This is a genomic window from Arthrobacter sp. 05T442 (assembly GCF_056395945.1).
The window spans coordinates 267099-286361 of record NZ_JBFTKM010000002.1; the positions used below are offsets into that span (position 1 = coordinate 267099).

General features: G+C 64.6%; 14 protein-coding genes. 5 read left to right on the forward strand and 9 right to left on the reverse strand.

Annotated elements, in window-relative coordinates:
• The first annotated feature begins 23 nt into the window (after positions 1-23).
• Together AC1DES_RS04330 and AC1DES_RS04335 are read left to right on the forward strand one after the other, a co-directional pair.
• The gene (locus AC1DES_RS04330; protein ID WP_476894440.1) at positions 24-335 is read left to right on the forward strand and encodes a hypothetical protein; all 312 of its coding nucleotides are present in this window, start codon (positions 24-26) and stop codon (positions 333-335) included.
• The gene (locus AC1DES_RS04335; protein WP_476894441.1) at positions 328-3120 is read left to right on the forward strand and encodes a PEP/pyruvate-binding domain-containing protein; all 2793 of its coding nucleotides are present in this window, start codon (positions 328-330) and stop codon (positions 3118-3120) included. The genes AC1DES_RS04330 and AC1DES_RS04335 overlap by 8 nt, the downstream gene beginning before the upstream one ends.
• 52 nt (positions 3121-3172) lie before the next feature.
• Here AC1DES_RS04335 and AC1DES_RS04340 read toward each other — a convergent pair whose 3' ends face one another.
• The 8 genes from AC1DES_RS04340 to AC1DES_RS04375 all read right to left on the reverse strand — a co-directional run bounded on the left by AC1DES_RS04340 (position 3173) and on the right by AC1DES_RS04375 (position 13608).
• Positions 3173-5914, reverse strand: coding sequence for a glycoside hydrolase family 38 N-terminal domain-containing protein (locus AC1DES_RS04340; RefSeq protein WP_476894442.1), 2742 nt, complete (start codon positions 5912-5914; stop codon positions 3173-3175).
• A complete protein-coding gene (locus AC1DES_RS04345) occupies positions 5911-7044 on the reverse strand; it encodes a Gfo/Idh/MocA family protein (protein ID WP_476894443.1) in 1134 nt (377 codons plus the stop codon). Before AC1DES_RS04345 ends, AC1DES_RS04340 begins: the two co-directional genes overlap by 4 nt.
• On the reverse strand, positions 7044-7949 hold the full coding sequence (locus AC1DES_RS04350) for a TIM barrel protein (RefSeq protein ID WP_476894444.1): 906 nt from the start codon (positions 7947-7949) through the stop codon (positions 7044-7046). Before AC1DES_RS04350 ends, AC1DES_RS04345 begins: the two co-directional genes overlap by 1 nt.
• Positions 7950-8087: 138 nt before the next feature.
• Complete coding sequence (locus AC1DES_RS04355) at positions 8088-9296, reverse strand: CehA/McbA family metallohydrolase (protein WP_476894445.1); 1209 nt, start codon at positions 9294-9296, stop codon at positions 8088-8090.
• 2 nt (positions 9297-9298) lie between these two features.
• A complete protein-coding gene (locus tag AC1DES_RS04360; protein WP_476894446.1) occupies positions 9299-10378 on the reverse strand; it encodes an ABC transporter ATP-binding protein in 1080 nt (359 codons plus the stop codon).
• Positions 10378-11247 (reverse strand): carbohydrate ABC transporter permease, encoded by an 870-nt coding sequence (locus tag AC1DES_RS04365; RefSeq protein ID WP_476894447.1) that lies wholly within the window; start codon positions 11245-11247, stop codon positions 10378-10380. The genes AC1DES_RS04360 and AC1DES_RS04365 overlap by 1 nt, the downstream gene beginning before the upstream one ends.
• On the reverse strand, positions 11244-12215 hold the full coding sequence (locus tag AC1DES_RS04370) for a carbohydrate ABC transporter permease (RefSeq protein ID WP_476894448.1): 972 nt from the start codon (positions 12213-12215) through the stop codon (positions 11244-11246). Before AC1DES_RS04370 ends, AC1DES_RS04365 begins: the two co-directional genes overlap by 4 nt.
• Positions 12196-13608, reverse strand: a complete 1413-nt coding sequence (locus tag AC1DES_RS04375) for a sugar ABC transporter substrate-binding protein (protein ID WP_476894449.1) — start codon at positions 13606-13608, stop codon at positions 12196-12198. The genes AC1DES_RS04370 and AC1DES_RS04375 overlap by 20 nt, the downstream gene beginning before the upstream one ends.
• 140 nt (positions 13609-13748) lie before the next feature.
• Between AC1DES_RS04375 and AC1DES_RS04380 the strand changes: the two genes are divergently transcribed.
• The 3 genes from AC1DES_RS04380 to AC1DES_RS04390 all read left to right on the forward strand — a co-directional run bounded on the left by AC1DES_RS04380 (position 13749) and on the right by AC1DES_RS04390 (position 16819).
• Complete coding sequence (locus AC1DES_RS04380; RefSeq protein ID WP_476894450.1) at positions 13749-15002, forward strand: ROK family transcriptional regulator; 1254 nt, start codon at positions 13749-13751, stop codon at positions 15000-15002.
• 411 nt (positions 15003-15413) lie between these two features.
• On the forward strand, positions 15414-16370 hold the full coding sequence (locus AC1DES_RS04385) for an alpha/beta fold hydrolase (protein WP_476894451.1): 957 nt from the start codon (positions 15414-15416) through the stop codon (positions 16368-16370).
• 245 nt (positions 16371-16615) lie between these two features.
• A complete protein-coding gene (locus AC1DES_RS04390) occupies positions 16616-16819 on the forward strand; it encodes a cold-shock protein (RefSeq protein ID WP_013599688.1) in 204 nt (67 codons plus the stop codon).
• Positions 16820-16958: 139 nt separating this feature from the next.
• On the opposite strand, the gene AC1DES_RS04395 is transcribed toward AC1DES_RS04390, so the two are convergent.
• The gene (locus tag AC1DES_RS04395; protein WP_476894452.1) at positions 16959-18935 is read right to left on the reverse strand and encodes an APC family permease; all 1977 of its coding nucleotides are present in this window, start codon (positions 18933-18935) and stop codon (positions 16959-16961) included.
• Positions 18936-19263: the final 328 nt, after the last annotated feature.

Consider the following 19263-nt stretch of genomic DNA (forward strand, 5'->3'; position numbering starts at 1 on the left):
GCCGCCGCCGTCGAGGAGCCGTCATGGCAAGGTTTGTGCAGATCATTGAAATCCAGACGTCCCGCATCGAGGAGGTCGAAGCCCTTGGCCGCCCGTCGCGGACCGAGGGCACCACCGCCCCGACTTTCCGCCGCATCATGGCCACAGCAGACCGCGACCGCCCGGGAACGTACCTAACCATCGTCGAATTCGATTCCTACGAATCGGCCATGGAAAACTCCAACCGGCCCGAGACCTCCGACTTTGCCGCGAAGATGGCGGCCCTGTGCGACAGCCCGCCCGTGTTCCGCAACCTGGACGTCCAATGGGAGGACACCGGCGAGACCGGTGAGTGAGGGATCAGGGGAACGGGTCGCCGCAGACAGCAGGACGCCGACCGGTCTCGTCATAGCCCTCAGTGAGGTGGGATCGGCACCGCTGCCGCTGGTGGGCGGCAAGGCGCTGAACCTCGGCAAGATCACCGCAGCCGGGTTCGCCGTCCCGCACGGCTTCTGCCTGACCACCCTCGCGTACCGGAAGGCGGCCCCCGCGGGGCTCGACGCGCTCGCGGGGCACCTGGACAGCCTGGGCCCACGGACCTCCGGCGACGGAAGCGCCGACGCCGGAGCGGCGGGAACTGCCGCTCCGGGAAGGCCCGTGGCCGTGGCCGAGCCGACGCTCGGTGAGCTGGCGAGACGGGCGCGCGAGATGATCGTGACAGCACCGATCCCTGCCGATGTGGATGCCGCCGTACGGACGGCCTACGCCGCGATGGGCCCGGCGGCCGTTGTCGCGGTCCGGTCCTCGGCCACGGCAGAGGATTTGCCGTTCGCCAGCTTCGCCGGGCTGCAGGACTCCTATCTCGACATCGTCGGCGCCGACGCCGTTGTCCAGTCAGTCCGGCGCTGCTGGGCCTCCCTGTGGACCGAACGGGCGGTGACCTACCGCTCCGCCAACGGCGTCAGCCATCGGGAGGTGGCACTCGCCGTCGTCGTCCAGGCCGTCGTCGACGCCGCCAGCGCGGGGGTGTTGTTCACCGCTAACCCGGTCACCGGCACGAGAACGGAGACGGTCATCGATGCCAGCCCCGGCCCGGGACATGCCGTGGTTTCCGGCGCGGTGAACCCCGACCATTTTGTGGTGGACACGGCCACGGGCAGGGTCCTGCTCCGCTCCCCCGGAGGGCACGACGCCGGACGTCGGCCGAGCCTGAGCGACCCCCAGATCCGGGAACTCACCACGCTCGGGGACGCCGTCCAGCGCCTGTTCAGCGCACCCCAGGACGTGGAATGGGTCATCGATGCCGGCGGCAGGATCTGGCTGACCCAGTCGCGGCCGATCACCACCCTGTATCCCTTGCCCGACCCGGCCGCCGCGGAACCCTCCGGACTGGAATCGGCGCCGTCCGCCGGAACCCGCGTGTACCTGTGCGGCACACTTCTCCAGGGACTCACCCGCCCCATTACGCCGATGGGCCTTGCGGCGCTGGGCGCGATGCGGAACCGCAAGGGGCCCTGGCAGTACATCAACCCGGGCCTGCGCATGTACGTGGACCTGACGCCGATCGTGCGCAACAAATATGGGCGGCGCTATCTGCAGCTGATTCTCCCGCTGGCGGACGCGAGGTCAGCCTCGGTTTTTCCTGCGCTGCTGGAAGACCCACGGTTCAGCGTCGTCAAAGCCCAGCGCCGGAAATCCGTCGCCAGGGTAATATCCGACCGGGGGTTCTCCGGCTCAGAGGGAACGGCGAGTCTTGCCTTGATCGCCCGGCTGGTTCCGGGCCTGATCAGGGCCGCGTTGCGGCCCGAGGCGGAGCTGGAGCGGGCGGAGGCCTACGGAAAACGGCTCGAAGCGGAGCTTGCCCTGCCCGAACCTGCCAGTGCCTTCCGCCGGCTCGAACACACCCAGCGCATCCTGGACCGCACCGTGGACGGGCTGATCCTCGCCACATTGCCCGCCCCCTCGATCGGCTACATCATGCTGGCCGTGGCCCGCCGGCTGCTCCGCGGCATCGCGAAGCCGCGGGAGCTGGAGGCGGTACTGCGCGGGCTCCCCCACAACGTGACCACCGAGATGGACCTTGACCTCTGGCAGCTGGCGGTCGCGATCGGGACGGATGCCGGCGCCCGCGAGGCATTCCTGGCGGAGCGCCCTGAGGATCTGGCCGCCGGCTATGGGGCCGGTACGCTTCCTGCGGTGGCGCAGGGGGGCCTGCGGGATTTTCTGGCCTGTTACGGCCACCGCGCCGTGGCCGAGATCGACCTCGGCATGCCGCGGTGGTCGGAGAAACCGGACCATATTCTGGGCATGATCTCGAACTACCTTCGCGTGGAGGATCCCGAACAGGCCCCCGACCGGCAGTTCGCCCGGGCAGTCGAGCATGCCGAGGACAGAATCCGCGACCTGGTGGAGCGGACCCGGGCCCGGAGCCCGTGGCGCGCGCGGATGGTGGAGCGGAGCCTGCGCCGCGCACGCCAGCTCTCGGGTCTGCGGGAGCTGCCGAAGTACTACATTGTGCTGGCGCTCGCCGAGATGCACCGGCAGCTCCTGGTCGTCGGCGCCGAGCTGAATCGTTCCGGCGCCGTCGCGGCCGCGGACGATGTCTTCTTCCTGGACTTCGACGAGGTGCGCGTTGGCCTGCGCGGCGCCAATCTGGCCGGTATCGTCGCGGATCGCCGCCGCTTTTACGAGGTGGAATTGCGGCGACGGCGGATTCCGCGGCTTCTGCTCTCTGACGGTACGGATGTCGAGGCCGCGATGATGACGAAGTCCCCGGCTTCGGGCGCGCTGGCCGGGACGCCGGCATCGGCCGGGACCGCGACCGGGACGGTCCGGGTGGTCACGGACCCCGTGGGCGCCCACCTTGAGCCCGGCGAAATCCTGGTGGCGCCCTCCACCGATCCGGGCTGGACTCCGCTGTTCATGACCGCCGGTGCCCTTGTCATGGAGATGGGCGGGGTCATCTCCCACGGGGCCGTAGTGGCACGGGAGTACGGCATCCCTGCCGTCGTCGGCGTGCCGGACGCCACTACGCTCCTGCGCACCGGCCAGAGAGTCACGGTGGACGGCGCGGCCGGAACAGTGACGCTGGTTGAAGACCTCCAGTCCCCGGCCGAGATCGCCGGCAGAATGGCTGGATGACCCCCGCGGATCGACATTCCGTGCCGGATGCGGGTCCGCACGTGCCCCCTGGTCACGCGCGCGTCGAGGATCGCGTGCCTGCCTTGCGGAGCATCAGGGTTCGGATCTCCCACGGTGCCAGCGTGAATTTGTATTCACCGTCCGCCTGCGCCGTGTCAAGGGTTTGCCCGGTGAGGTCCACCGTCGCTGCCTGGTCGAAGTCACCTTCCAGGACTGCGGAGGTCCCCTCGCCGGATAGGAGGACGACGCGCACTTCGACTCCGTCGTCCACGGTCCGCAGGCTGCTCATCCGCACATTTTCGCCGCGAAGCTTCAAGCCTTCGCTCGCTGCCGGAAGGCCGACCCCGCGCCGGCCCCGGCCTCGAACAGCAAGGGCGCCGGCGTTGAAATGATCGGAGAATCGGACGGCATCGGCGTTGCGATACCCGGCCGAAGACGCCATGACGGCGAATTCCGTATCGATGCCGGTGCCCTGTTCCTGTGCGCCCGGAATTGGGATCTCCGACGCGGCGGGCTCGTCGCGCAACGGGTGCACGTTCACGCTGATCGAGCCGACCGCGCGCAGCACAGTAAGGGCAAGCTCATTCCGGCCAACGATTTCGTATTCGGTGGCATCGTGGACGAGGACGGTGGCCTGTCCCGCGGAGACGAAACTGTAGGCGGGGAAGGTCGGAAGCGGGTATTCCCCGCCGCCGCCTTCGGCGTCCAGCCCTCGGGCCGTGATCGAGAACTGGCCTTCGGCTGCCGACCCCTGGACTGCTCCCGGGAGCGGGATATGCATCCTGAGCCGGTGGTCGGAGGCCTCATTGGTGAACTGCACACGCAGGCGAACGAAGGGCTCCCCGCGCCTCAGCTCGACAAGTAGGGTTACTGGAACATCCATGACGTCCGTGTCCCGACACCCGTTGGGCCGGTCCAGGGACCGCGGCCACCGGTAATGGCGCGTGACTTTCAGGACCGCCCGCACGGGGCCGTTTTCGACGACGTCGACCCGGATCCGGGAGGGCTCCTCCACCAGCACGTCCGAGGCGGGCGGACCGTAGTTGTAGCTGTCACCGCAGTCGCCGCCGTCGACGAGTTTGCCTAGCCCCGTCAGGACGGTGCCATCGGTTCCAGTCAATGTCACAGTGCCGTCGGGCCTGACCTGCGCGGTGACGAGTCCGTTGTCCAAAAGACCGTCCCCATAGATAACTCCCCCCTGCGCCGGACGCTCTGCCTGGTACACCCTGAAAGGCGTGGTGCCCATGGCTGGCACCGGGACGTCGACAAGGATACGGCGACGGGGCTGGGCGGTAATCCTTACCTTCCACTCTCCCGGGTGCACGTCGATGGCAGCCTCGAGTTCCGTCCTGAGCGCTGCTATATCGAAAACCCCAGCCGAGGGTACTTCGGCCACGTCGAACTCCAGTGTGTGCGGAGCCACCCTGTATGCCTCGATCTGCTGGCCGAATAGTTCCCGGCCATGGATCCGGTTCATGATGCGTTCGATGAGGAGCGGCGAGTCCATGACCTCGTCGCCAAGCAGCGTGGGGGCATGTCCCGTTTCCTGGACCATCAGGACCGTGCCGTCTGATGCTTCCGCGACGATGGGAACGTCCTGCCGGGGCGCGGGTACTTCGAGTTCGACCATCATATTTCGGCCGGTCGGAAGGGTGTTCACCGCGAGATAGGAATCATTCGAAACGTGCCCGGCGGCGGAGCGTGTCACCTCGTCGCGGACGGCGCGGGCAATTTGTTCGGCTTCACGGAGGCGGGCGTCAACCTGGTCCACGGTTTCGTCCGTGCCGGAGCCGACGACCGAGTCGTGCGCGGTGGATTCGATGATGCGCCGCCAGGCCATGCTGATGAACGGCTCGAAGTCGATCCGGGTGTGGGTCGCGGCCAGGCGCTCTGCTTCCATGACCATGCGCTCGGCGTGGGCCATGGCCGTCTTCAGGTTGCGGCGGATCGAGAACACGCCGGGCAGAATGTTGCCGCGGGCATGGGAGCGGAGTTCGCCATGGACGGTCGGCAGCGGCTCGTCCGCGTCGAACCTGCGCACGTACTCTTCCAAGGTACCAACGCGGATGGGGAATTCCGGGCTGTCATATGCGCGAACCCAGTCCATCAGCTTCGGATCCGGGGCCATGTGGTCCGTACCGACCATGCCTAGGATAGGGTCGCCGGCGTAGCGCTGTGATGTCATCCGGCGGTAGTCGGAGAGTGCGTGCGGAATTTGTTCGGGGATGGCCAACAGGTCCAGGGCGCTGCCGTAGCCGTCGAAGAGGTATTCGACGCGCACTGCGGAGCCGTCAGGCGCTTCCCATCGGAACGAGTGGCCGGTAACCGCCGACGGGACGCCCCGCCACAGGCAGGCGTGCCCGATCCCGGCACTTCGCAGGATCTGGGGCATCTGGGCCACGTGCCCGAACATGTCAGGAAGATAGCCGACCTTCATGTAACTGCCGAGCGCCTGTGCGCCGGAGATGCCCATCTGGAGATTGCGGATAATGGTCTCGCCCGAACACAGGAATTCATCCAGCAGAATCTGCCAGGGCCCGAGTGCGAGCTGTCCCCGGGTGACCATGGCCTTGACCCGCTCCCGGTTTTCCGGCCGGATCTCCAGGTAGTCCTCAATCGCTGCCGTCTGTCCGTCGAGGGTGAACCGGAACCCGGCATCGGCCTCGGCTGTCTCCAGGACTTCGTCGAACATCCGGACGAGCTGGAAACGGAAGACCTGGAACGGCTCGTACCATTCCCGGTCCCAGTGGGTGTGCGGTACCAGAACAATGCCGGTTTCGTCCGTGGGGTTCATCGACCGATGGCCTCTCCGTCAAGAGTGATGTTCAATGATGTTGCCAGCGCAGCAGCAATGAGCTGGGCCACCCGGACGTCCGCTTCGCCCTCGTCAATCCCCGTAGGGGGGCGGACCCCGTTGGCCGCCATTTCGTGGAACGCGGCCAGTTCAAGTTCGAAGGGCTCCGTGACGTCCCGGACGGTCCGCGTGGAGGCGCCGTCTCCGGCTTTCTCGGTCAGGCGCAACTGGGTGGGAGCGTTCAGCAGGTAGGGAACGGTGAATTCCAGTTCCGCCGATCCCCGCGTGTGGTGCACCGTCACGGTTTCCTTGTAGATCGGATAATCCGCAAGGAAATGCCAGTTGACATGGACCCGGAGGCCGTCGCCTATGGTCCCCGAAATTTCGATCGACCCCGGGTCGTCTTGTTGGGCCCAATAGTGAACAGCATCGACCGTCCGGACCGGGCCGACTAACGCCCTGATCAGTGCGACGTCATGGATCAGGCTCCCAAGGATGACGTTTTCGTAGAGGCGACGAACCAGGGCCGGAGTGCCCTTGCCGAGTGCCGTGTCGAGGCGCGCTTCATCGGCGGCGACCAGGGCGGCAATTGTCGCGGGCGGGACGTCGCCGGCTGGTGGCCGGAGATTGGCGTAGGCCAGCTGCGCCGCACCGCTGGGATGCAACACTTCAACGTTGACATAACGAAGGTCGACGCCGGCGGGCAGGACCGACCTCAGGGTCCGGACTGCGGGATCATACTCTTTCATGTAGCCCAGCAGGAGCATCGGCCGTCCTTGGTTGCTCTCCGCCTTGCGTAGTAACTCGATCTCCGCGAGGGAAAAGGCGATCGGCTTTTCGCAGAAGACGGCCACTCCGGCTTCCATGGCCTCCAGCGCAGGACCGCCATGGGAGCCCGAGGTCAGCAGGATAACCCCGTCCAGCTGCTCTCCGGCCAGCATGCCGGTGAGGCTTGTGTAGCGGTGTTCCGATGCGATGCCGTACTGGTCGGAGACCTGCCCCAGGAGCGCGGGCGAGAGGTCAGCCAGGGCGACGAGATCGAACAGGTCCCAGCGACGCTTGATCAGCGGCAGGTGGACGGACTGCGCTACGGCGCCAAGCCCGATCACGCCGATTCGAATTAAAGTCATTACGGTATCCACTTTCTGAGTACTTCACGGTTGATGGCGTGATCCCGGTCTGCGATATCGACGCTTTCACCCGGCAACGGGATGGTGTCCTGCTCCACAACCAGCCAGCCGCCGAAATCCGTCGCCAGCAGCGCATCCATGAAACCGTCGACGTCGAGATCGCCCTGGCCCAGCGGCACGAAAGCTTTGCCGGACCACACATCGAGCATCGCGCCCTTGTCCCTCACGACGGATCTGAGGACCTCAACGCGGGCGTCCTTGATGTGAACATGGTTGATCCGGGCTCCCCAGCGCTTCAGGTCAGCGACGGGGTCTCCTCCGCCGAGGATAAGGTGACCCGTGTCGAAGGTGAGGCCCACATCTGAACACTGAAGGAGGCGGTCAATTTCCTCCGGTGTTTCAACAAACGTGCAGGCATGGTGATGGAATGTCGGCTCCAGGCCCCGCTCCCGCACCAATCTCGCAGCGGTCTCAAGATTACGGGCAAAGACCTCCCAGCCTTGTTCATCCAGCGCCAAATCCCCGCCGCCGCCGGGATTGGCACGACGCCGGTCCGAACCGCGGTCCGCCAGAGTGGGCAACGGCGCGGGCCCAGCGCCCACTGATGCTGCATCCGCAAAGATGTCCAACGTTTCCGCGAGGGACGCTACGGCGCCGGAGAAGGCCTCGTCGTCGCTGAACGGCAAATCGATCCAGCCGCCGGCGAGGGAAAGCCCGTACCGTCGAAGGCGGTCGGTGAGGGCGCCGCCGTACCCCAGGAACCCCACAGGTCCCAGGTCAATGCCCGTGTAGCCGTGCCTTCGCAGGATCTCACATACCTCGTCCGGACCGGGAAGGACGGCTCCAAGCTCCGCCCCCAGTTCGAACACCCCGAAACTCACCGGTGCACCTGCCACAGAGATCACGTCATACTCCTTCATAGGGAAAATGGATTGCGGCCAGCGGCCCCCGGCCGGACCATGAAAATTCAGTCGGGAAGGGCAACACCGCATGTCCTTACAAATAATGGTCCAAGCGGGACATTTCCCGTCCCGCCCTGGCGGTCACGGACTGATGGCCAGGATTCTGCGCTCTGGCGTTTCGAGCCGGTAGGGTCCGCAGTTCGCATCCGCTAAACGTTGAAGCGGGCTCCGGATGATCCGCCGACGCCCTTCGAAGTCCATCAGGACGGCCCCTTCGGCGTCGACGGCCAGAAGCTCGCCGTCGACGCGAAGAAGAAGGGGTGAGTCAATGCCCATGCTCAGCGCGGTGGGACCGGTTTTCAGGGCGGCGAAAATCCCCTCTTCACCGGGGTCCTCGGCCGCTACCCACGTCGTGGGCAGTCCCGGCAGGTAGCCGTCTTCCAGCCTGTGGAAGTCTCCGCCGCCGAGCGGGATGATGTCTGTGCCCCAGGCATTCCACCAGGACCAGATGCTCGTGTCGGTGCGGTCCCGCAGCCAGGTTGAGTGCATGATTTCGACGTGCGTGGGCTTGCGGGACAGGGACCACTGCCAGGAACAGTCGCTGGCGACGGGGTGGTTGACGGAGAGGAAACCGCCTTGATCCTCGACCTGCTCCAGCCAAGTGTCGGGATGGCGGCGGAAATCGACCCAGCCGATCCGGCCGTAGGCGTTGGCATGACCGCGTCCCGTGGTGACTTCCTGTCCCGGCAGCAGCGTGATGCCGTATTCAGCTCCGGCAGGTGACAGCCCACGGTGATGGCTGACCGTGTTGTGGTCCGTGACGGCGAGGAAGTCGAGCCCTTCCCCGGCTGCCTGCGCCGCGAGTTGGCGGATGCTGAGGGTTCCGTCCGAATGAAGACTGTGCGCGTGGCAGTCCCCGGCGAACCAGCTCAGACCTGCTCCGGCCGGGAGGTTGCGGCGGCCGCTTGCAGGGCGGACCGCGGCCGGGACGGGGGCATCGGGCTCGGCTTCCACACTCCCCTCCGCCGGGGTGTTGATAGTCAGGACAATTGCGATCCCCTCCGCAGGCACGTGGTGCAGTCCGAGGATAATCTTCCATTCCCCGTCTTCGATTTCACCCGGACAGTAGCCGGGGGAAGCCGCTGCCGCGGTGATCACGAAGCGTTCTTTGGCTCCGCCGGACCAGCCCCTCCAGCCCGCCGGGCCCTGGCAGCCCAGGTCGATGACCGCGCGCGACTTGTCGTACTCGAGCAGCACTTCCAGGGACCGGCCGCCCTTGATATCGAAGGGCACTTCGAAATAGGGCGTATCAATCCGGTCCCCGGGAGTGAGGGTTCGTGCCAGACGCATGCTTAGTCTCCGATCCGCAATCCCTCAGCATCGAACAGGAGGGTCCGGCGCGGCTCAATTGTCACCCACACGGCTGTTCCGATCGCGGGCTCTTCATCCTCGCCGACGACGACCTGGACCTGGTTCTCGCCGCCAGTCAGATCCACAGTCAGCAGCACCGCCGCCCCGAGGTTTTCCGATACCGTGACGGTTCCGCTGAGGGCATCGGGCACCGGTTCGGTTTCGATTGCAAGGTACTCCGGCCGGGCTCCCCACGTAATTGCTTGATCCTCGGCGACATTGTCTTGAGCGGCGGATGGCAACGGGATGTGGTGCTGGCCGATCACGACTTTGTTGCCCGCAACGGTGCCTTTGATCAGGTTCATGGACGTCGAGCCCACGAACGACGCCACGAAGGTGTTGGCCGGGCGCTGGAAGATTTCTCGGGGCGTGCCCAGTTGCTGCATTTTGCCCGCCCGCATGATCGCGATGCGGTCGGCCAGGGCGAGGGCCTCGGCCTGGTCGTGGGTGACGAACACGGTGGTGATGCCAAGATCCAGCTGCAGCTTCTTCAGGAACGTGCGTGCTTCGAGCCGGAGGCGCGCATCAAGGTTCGAAAGCGGTTCATCGAAGAGGAACACATCTGGCCGGCTCGTCACGGCACGTGCAAGGGCGACGCGTTGCTGCTGGCCGCCGGAGAGCTGGCCAGGCCGCCTTTCCATGAGGCCCTGAAGGGAGAGACTGTTCCCCACCTCCTCGGCGTTGGAAAGACGGTCCTTCTTGGCCATCTTTTGGATTTTCAGCGGGTAGGCGATGTTTTCCGCGATGGACATGTGCGGGAAGAGAGCGTAGTCCTGAAACACCATGGCCACCCGGCGCTGGCCGGGTTCGAGGTTCGTGACCTCCCGGTCCCCGATCTTGATGCTGCCCGAGGTGGATTTTTCCAGCCCGGCGATAGTGCGCAGCAGAGTGGTTTTTCCGCAGCCGGACGGGCCCAGGAGGGCGAAGAATTCACCGTCGTGGATAGTGACGTCCATTTCGTCGACGCCGCGGACCCCGCCGGGATACTCCTTGATCAGGGAGCTGGTCGTGATACTGGCCATTAGCTTTTGATACCTCCATGGAAACGGAACCCGTAGCGCCGGTTGACGAAGAAGTACATAGCGATGACGGGAATTGAGAAGAGCAGGGAGAAGGCAGAGATCAGGGCAAGGTTTGGCTGGCCGCCTTCGGTGTAAAACGTGTACATGACCACAGCGGCCGGTGATTTCGAGGGCGAACGCAGGAGGATGTAGGGGACCAGGAAGTTTCCCCACACCTGAACAACCGCCCAGACTGCGATGGTTGCAAGCCCTGGTCTGGCCAGCGGAATGACCACGTCCCAAAGGATCTGCAGGGGCTTGGCCCCGTACAGGCGGGCCGATTCCTCGTAGGACTTCGGGGTCGAGTCCATGAAGTCCTTGAGAATGAAGATGACCGTGGGCAAGATGCCGCCGCTGAGCACCAGGATGACGCCGAACTGGGAGTCGATCAGCCCTAGCTTGACCATGAGCAGGAAGGTCGGCACCATCGCCGCGGTGCCCGTGATGATCGAGGACAGCAGCAACAACGTATACAGCAGCACATCCCGTCCGGGGATTCTCACGCGCGACAGGGAATAGGACGCCAGGGACCCCAGAACCAGTACCAGGACCATTGATCCCAACGCCAGAATCAGTGAGTTCCCCAACGACGCGACGGCATTGGGGTTCTCGAACAAGACCTTGAAGTTATTGAAAGTGAAGTCAGGCAGTTTCACGTTCAGGCTCGGATGCGCGTCAAACGGAGCAAACACCAGCCACAGCACCGGAACCACGAAGAAAGCCAGGATCAGCGCTGTAAACACCGTCTTGCCCATCAAGCCCATGAAATGGGCGATCATCTGCCGGCTTTCACGGTTGACAACAACACTGGAGCCTCTCTGGCCGGTCATGATTTCTTCTCCTTCAAGAGACGCAGGTAGACGGTGGCTATGACGAGGTTGATGATGATCATGATCAGCGAAATGGCCGAGCCCTGGCCGAGCGCACCGTCGTTCAATGCCAGGCGATAGATGAAGATCGGGAGGATGTTCGATCGATCATCAGGGCCGCCCGCCGTGAGCAGGTACGGGGTGAAGGTGTTGAACGTCCAGAGGGTGATCAGCAGTGTGTTGGTCAGCGCATGTCCCCTGATGTGGGGGAAAACTACATCGCGGAATTGAGCCCACGCACCCGCCCCCACCATGCGCGCGCTCTCGAGCTGGGAGGGCGGCACCGAAGCCAAGGCAGAGCTGAACAGCAGCATCGAGAACGCCGTTCCCACCCACGTGTTGAACACGATGATGCTCTGCAGCGGGTAGTCGAGCAGCCACGCCACGTGTCCGCTCGAGAGCATCGCGTTCAACGTTCCATTGCTGCGGTCCAGAAGCGCGTACCAAAGAAACGTGGTGACGGAACTGGGGATGATCCAGGCCAGCAGCACGAAGAACTCGACCACGGCCCGCACCGATTTCCGGACCCTGCTCATGGTCCAGGCGATCGTGAACCCAAGCAGCGACTGGCCCAGCACCGCGGAGCAAAACACGAAAACGAGGGTCAGCCCGAGCGAGTTCAGGAACCGGTCGTCGGTGAGGGCGTTGATGTAGTTATCCAGGCCCACGAAGACCGGATTCTTGGCTGCCGATCCGCTCAGCCGGAAGTTCGTGACACCCAGGTACAGCGTCCACAACGCGGGAAAGACCAGGAAAATCGAAATCAGCAACAACGCCGGAGCCAGGAACGCCGCTGCCCGGGCCTTGCCCAGGCCCGCCACGTCTCCGTCATCAGGGACGGCACGGGCGGGCCTGCCTGAGGCCGCCGCGGAGGCGGCCTCAGAGGCCTCGGAGTCCTTTACGAGCGTGTCACTTGAAGATCTTGTCATTACCACCGACAATTCCCTCCAGCGTTTTCTCATACCCGGATCCGGCATCCTGGGCCGACTTGCCGGCGGAGACCTGGGCGGTAGCGCCCTGCAAGGCCGCGGAAACCTGGGTGTAGTCCGCGAGACCCGGACGGTAAGCGGTGATCGGAAGCACCTGCGTCGATATGAACGACAAGAGAGGATCCGCACTCAGAATCTGGCTGTTGACGTCATCACGGGGAGATATCTGCGGGTTCGCACCGATACGTGCTTTGATGGCATCGGCGGAATTCATGAATTGCAGAAGTTCCCACGCCTGCTGCGGGTACTTGGACTTGGGATTGATGACTTCCCCCGAACCACCGGACATGCTCACGAAATCGGCTCCGCCGGGACCCTTTCCTGCCGCTTGCGCAGGAATCTTGGCCCAACCGACCGACGAATCCCGGTCAGCCATCGGGTCAATGCCGGACTTGGGGTTGATCACGCCACGCCACAGATAGTCGCTTTCGATGAGGATACCCAGCTTGTCCCGGGAGAACTCCTGAAACGACTTGTCCCGGCCCTTGGCATCCTGCTGCAGCAACGGATCGCCCAGCTTCTCGGACCCGTAAACGCTGGAATAGAAGTTCAGGACGTCCTGGACTGCCGGACTGTTTCCCTGCCACTTGCCGTCCTTGTAGACGGGCTGGCCTGTGCCCTGCAACAACGGCAGGAAGCCCTGCATAGTCGTCGCTTCGCCCATCGCCGTCCCGGCGTTGACCTGCAGGGGCGTCACACCCGAGATGCCCTTGAGTTTGCGGGCCGCATCCAGGATGTCATTCCAGCTCTTGGGCTGCCAGTCGGCCGGGAGGCCGGCCTGGGCGAAAAGCTTCTTGTTGAAGTAGATGACCCGGCCGTCGGTACCGTCAGGAACACCGTAGAGGTCGCCGTTATAGCTGGTCACCTGCTGCACGGCGGGCTTGATCTGCTTCCAGCCGTCCCATTGGGTGACCTTGTCTTTGCCCACCACATCGTTCAGGGGCTTGATGTACCCGGCATCGGCGAACTCGCCCAGCCAGATGCCGTCGACGGAGACGATGTCAGCACCCTGGCCGGTAGACAGATCCAGGGAAATCTTTGTCTTATACGCCTGATCGTCAACACCATTGGGCTGGAAGTTCACCTTGGCGGTGACACCCTTTGCCTTCTCGGCTTCCTCGAACTTCGGGATCACATAGTTGGTGATCCAGTCGGCCCCAGCGGCGTTCTTGCCGCCGGAAATCGAGTTTGCGGTGATGGTGAGAGTGACATCTTTGGCATCCGCGTTCTGGCTTGCGTTTGAACTTCCCGCATCCGAGCCGCCGCAGGCAGTGAGGGCAACGGTGCCCGCGAGTACGCCTGCCACAGCCACAACAAATCTCTTCCGAGTCATATGAGGTTCCCTGGTCTGAAGGGCTCCGCCTCAGGCGGAGCGGCTTTGATCGATTGTCCGTACCACCTGACAATCAGTGTGACCCAGACCACTATAGTCACCGTATAGTATTAGTCAACTGAATTGAGATAGGAGCTTTCATGCCGCGTGGGTCGAATCTGGAGCGTGTCAGCACCTTCAACCAGGCCGTCGTGCTGGACCACGTGCGGCGCTCGGACAGCAGCCTCAGCCGGGTGGAACTCGTCCGGATCACCGGGCTGTCAACCCAGACGGTCTCCAATATCGTCCGGAAGCTGCTGGATCTGGGATTGATAAATGAAACCGGAAAGATCAGCGGGCGGACCGGCAAGCCCCGGACCGTGCTCAACATCGATCCGAGCAGCAGGTTCGCCGTCGGTATTCATCTGGATCCGTCCGTCATTACCTTTGTTTTGCTGGACCTGGCAGGTTCGGTCGTGGCCCGTTCGCATGTGCCAATCCAGTCCGTGGCCGACCCGGATACGACCATTCAAAAGATGACCTCGGCCGTAGATAGCCTCGTCCATCAGGCGGGAATATCACGGGATCGGGTTCTCGGCGTCGGGATCGCGTCTCCGGGCCCCATCGATCAGCAGAGAGGTGCCGTGGTCGGCCCGCCTCAGCTGAAAGGATGGGACCGGGTGGAGTTGCGTGCGTCATTGCAGCAGGCAACGGGCTTTCCCGTATTCCTGGACAAAGACGCGACCGCGGCCGCACATGCCGAGTTGTGGATCAGCGAAGACCGGACGGCCCAGCACTTCGCGTTTATCTACCTGGGAACAGGGATGGGTTCCGGGCTGGTCAACAATGGCGAGGTTGTACGCGGATCATCGAACAATGTCGGGGAAATCGGGCACTTTTCCACCGGCCCGGGCGGCCCGCGGTGCGGCTGCGGCCGGACAGGGTGCGTGGGACTGGCCATCATGCCCGCGTACCTCGTAGGGGAAGGTGTCGCGACAGGAGTGATCGATGAACCTTTCGACGACTCCGACCTTCAGGCCATCGCCGCCCAGTTCCGGCAACTTGCGGCGCAGGCCGACACGGGGGACGCCCGCGCCGCCAAAATTCTAGACGGCGCAGCAGCCCGATTAGCCTGGGCGGTCGAAGACATAGCCAATCTGGTGGACGTGGACCGCATTGTATTCGGAGGCCCCTCTTGGTCGCCGATCAGCAAACGCTACCTGGGAATACTCCGATCCACCTTGGCGAATCGGCTCGCCGTCGGCAGCATTCACCAAGTACAGGTCACTGGGTCGCTCCTTGGTGAGGACATTGCTGCCGTGGGCGCCGCCTGCATAGTCCTGGACCATGCTCTTTCCCCGCGCCCGGAGGGGTTGCTTCTCGAGGGCGCGGCGGTGGGATCAAGTATCTCCTGACTAAGTCATCCAAATGGATTTACGTGGGCGAGAATCAATTCCCGACATTTGGCCGGACTCTTCACCCTGGGCGCGTCATCACTTGGTACGCGAGATTCCCAGCGCCCCGGCCGTGGACACCACCGGCACGACCGTTCAACCAACGCTGCGTCCTTCCAGCACGTCACCCTGCGCTTCGTCAGAAATTCCTGAAGGAGTTTCAGCAAGTCAATGGGTTGGACCAACGGGAAGGGTCCGTTGACGAGAGTGTCTGTTTTGCGGCGGATCCGCAGTTGGCGTTTAGGTGATTCTTCCCGGGGCATTGATGGCGAAGGCGTTCAGTGCCGGTTTCCATCGTGGGGCCCTTCGTTCACAGGGTGTCCTGGCGCCCGCGTCGGGGGCGGCGGTGGACACCCGCGCTATGTTTAGTGCATGGCGTCTGCTGGCAGCAACACCCGAGGCGCCCCGGAACCGGAGCCTGAGGGCTTCGGCTCGGGGCTCGTTGACGATGCTGCCCGCAGGGACGCCGCACTGCCTGACTTCGACTGGGCCGTCCTTCCCGAGGGCGTGGTGCGGGGCCGGTTCGAGGCCCCCAGCGGCACACTGGCCACCATCGCCATGGGCAATCCCGGCAACCCGCGGGTGCTGCTGATCCCGGGCGCAACCGGGTCCAAAGAGGACTTCTCGCTCATGCTGCCCGAGCTCGCCGCCGCCGGGTATTTTGTGCTCACCTGCGACATCGCCGGCCAGTATGAATCGGCCGGGGCCGGCCCCGAGCACCTCGTGCCACCCCGGACCCGCTACACGTACGATCTCTTCCGCGATGACCTGATCGCCATGCTCGACGCCGGCGACGGCCCCGCCCATGTGGTCGGGTACTCTTTCGCCGCGGTCGTCGCCCAGATCACCTTCGCGCAACGCCCGGAGATGTTCCGGAGCCTGACCCTTATCAGCTGCCCGCCCGAACCAGGGCAGAGCTTCCGCGGAGTGCGGCTTATCGGCCGGCTTACCCCCTACGCCAGCAGCCGCGTCGGCGCGGCACTGACGATCTGGGGCATCCGCCGCAATATCAACCGCGTCCCCCCGAAGCGCCTGGAGTTCGTGAAGGGCCGCTTCCGGTTGACCCGCCGCGCATCCGTCGACGACATCTTCGGCCTCATGCAGCACGCACCCGATCTCCGCGCGGTCCTGGCCGAAGCGACGCTGCCGAAGTTTGTCGCCGTCGGGGAACACGATCTCTGGCCGCTGGCGCTGCACCGCCGTTTCGCACAGTCCATCGGGGCCCGGATCACGGTCTACCGCGGCGGCCACAGCCCGAGTGAAACGTCGCCGTACCAGATCAGCAGGGATCTCATCGCCCTCTTCGACGGATCAGGGCCGCCGGCCTGATCCCGTTCCCAGCGGCGGCGCTGTCCGGCAGACGGCCGGCCTTTCGGCGTCGTTCCGGGAAGGGATAACCACCGAGGTTGTGGACATGGCGGGCCGGCTATGGCGGCCGGCTGCGCCGAAATGCGGTCGCCAGCCTCTTGCACCGCGGGCGATCGCCCCGTACGTTGGGGGACAGCGGACGAATGTCTCCGCAGCCGTTGGCCTTATGGCCGCCGGAGATCAGCAGCATTTCAGAAGGATATGGCATGGCTACAGGCACAGTTAAATGGTTCAACGCCGAAAAGGGTTTTGGCTTCATTGCCCCGGATGACGGGTCGGCCGACGTTTTCGCCCACTACTCGGCAATCGCCAGCAGCGGCTACCGCTCCCTGGACGAGAACCAGAAGGTCGAGTTCGACGTCACGCAGGGTCCGAAGGGCCCGCAGGCTGAGAACATCCGCCCGCTCTAAGTACTCAGGAAAGCGCCCCGGCCGCTCGGCCGGGACATTCCCCGAAGACCACAACGCCCCTCCGGAGGTTTCCTCCGGAGGGGCGTTTGTGTTCCCCGTGTGCTAGTCCCCTGACGGGAGCTCAACACAATCGCGGCGCTCAGCCGACGTGGACCCAGGGGCGTTTCGTGACGTCGGGCTCGGCCTCGCGCAGCACTTCGCGCGTGACCGGCGCGATTTCGCCTTCGCCCAGGAACAGGAACCGGAGGAGGTTCGTGACCGGGTTGCCTTCCGTCCACCGGAAGTAGATGTGCGGCATCAGCCCGGTGACGTCCCGGATGTGCAGCAGCACCGAGGCGATCGTGTTCGGCACGACCGGACCGTGCACCTCGAGGATGTGGTACCCGTGCCGGGTGATGCCCCGGACCTCAAGCGCTGTCTCGAAGTCGGAGGAATCATCCACGATGACTTCGAGGAACAGCGCCCGGTAGTCCACTGGCAGGTGGCTGACCTCCATGGCCGATTCCAGCTTCTGGCGGTACGCCTCCGGGCTCAGGCGGAGCGGCTCGTGGGCGATGATCCGGAGCGGCCCGTCCACCTCGTCGGACATGAATTCCAGCGCCTGACGGTCCATGTGGACATGGGTGGCGTGCAGTTCAAAGGACCGCCGGACCCTGGACAGCAGGGAAATGACGATGATGCCCACGATGAAGATCGAGGCGATCCGGATGCCCTCGGGCCGCTCAAAGATATTGGCCACCGTGGTGTAGATAAATACGACGGCGATGACGCCGAAGCCCACGGTCCGCTTGCGCTGTTTCTGGCGCCGGGCCGAGAGCGTCACGGCCACCGCGGCGGAGGTCATCAGCACCAGCACGCCGGTGGCGTACGCGCCGCCCTGGGCGTCGACGTCGGCGTCGAAAAGGTATGTGATGAGGAAGCCGACCAGGGTGAACACCAGGACCAGCGGCCGGACGGCCCGGGCCCATTCCGGGGCCATGCCGTAGCGGGGCAGGTAGCGGGGCACGAGGTTCAGCAGCCCCGCCATGGCGGAGGCGCCCGCGAACCACAGGATGGCGATGGTGCTGACGTCATAAACGGTGCCGAAACCCACGCCCAGGTACTCGTGGGCAAGGAACGCCAGGGCGCGGCCGTTGGCCTGGCCGCCAGGCTGGAACTCCTGCTCGGGGATGAGCACCACGGTGGTGAAGCTCGTGACGATCAGGAAGCAGCTCATGATGACGGCGGCCGTTGTCAGGAGCCTGCGGGTGCCCCTAATCCGGCCCTCCGGATTGTCCTCCGTGTCGGTGGCATGGCCGCGGATCTGTGGCATCACGGCAACGCCGGTTTCGAAGCCGGACAGGCCGAGGGCGAGTTTCGGGAAGACCAGAAGGGCCAGGCCGACCACCATCACCGGGTTGCCGTGCGAGGTCGAGAGCGCCTGCCACCAGTCCCCCACGGCAACCGGATGGTTCATCACCTCAAGGACGGAGGATGCGACCACCACCACGTTCAGGCCCAGGTACAGCGCCACCAGGGCGACCGCGACGCCGATGGCCTCCTTGAACCCCCGCAGGAAGACGGCGCCCAGGAGCGCCAGCAGGAAAAGCGTGATGGGCACGTTCTGTCCCTGCAGCCAGCCGGGCACTATCGGGTTCTGCACGAGGTGGGCCGTGGCGTCCGCGGCGGAGAGGGTCATGGTGATCATGAAGTCCGTCGCGGCGAAGCCGAGCAGGACCAGGACGAAGAGCTTGCCGCTCCAGCGGGGCATGAGCCGCTCAAGCATCGCGATGGAGCCTTCGCCCCGGTGGCTCTCGCCGGCAACGCGGCGGTAGACCGGCAGGGCGCCCAGGAGGGTGACGGCGACCAGTACGAGGGTCGCCAGGGGGGAGATCACCCCGGCGGCCAGCGCGGCGATTGCGGGCTGATAACCGAGGGTGGAGAAGTAGTCGACGCCGGTCAGGCACATCACCTGCCACCACGAATGCTTCTTCACGTGGGAGTCGCTCACCGCACCGGGGCCCTGGTGGATTCCCTTGCTGTCCTGCAGCCCGAACAGCAGCCAGTTCCTTAAGGTGCTCCGGTGGCCGGGCCGCATTGCCGACGGATCGGCCGGTGGCCTGCTCAGTGTGGTCATGGTTTCCTCTCGTCACGGCACAGGGCGCCGCACGGCACCGCACACCGGCTACGCCGAAGTTACCACCGCGGCAGGCCTTGCTGGGCTGATTCCGGCCGATCTTGATGATTCCTTGACGCTGCTGCATCCGCGAGCGTAACCCGGAGGCATCGTAAGGAATCCGTCAAGATCTGCCGGACAGCATTAAGAATCCATTAGCGCCGGCCCTCTCCGGGTTCTCCGGGGTTTGACTGGACCTAGCCCGGCAAACGGGGCGCGGAGGAAAGGAAGCCGTTATGGCCGATGTGGCTGTGATCGGAATCTTCATGGTGTCCATGGGGTTCGTCAT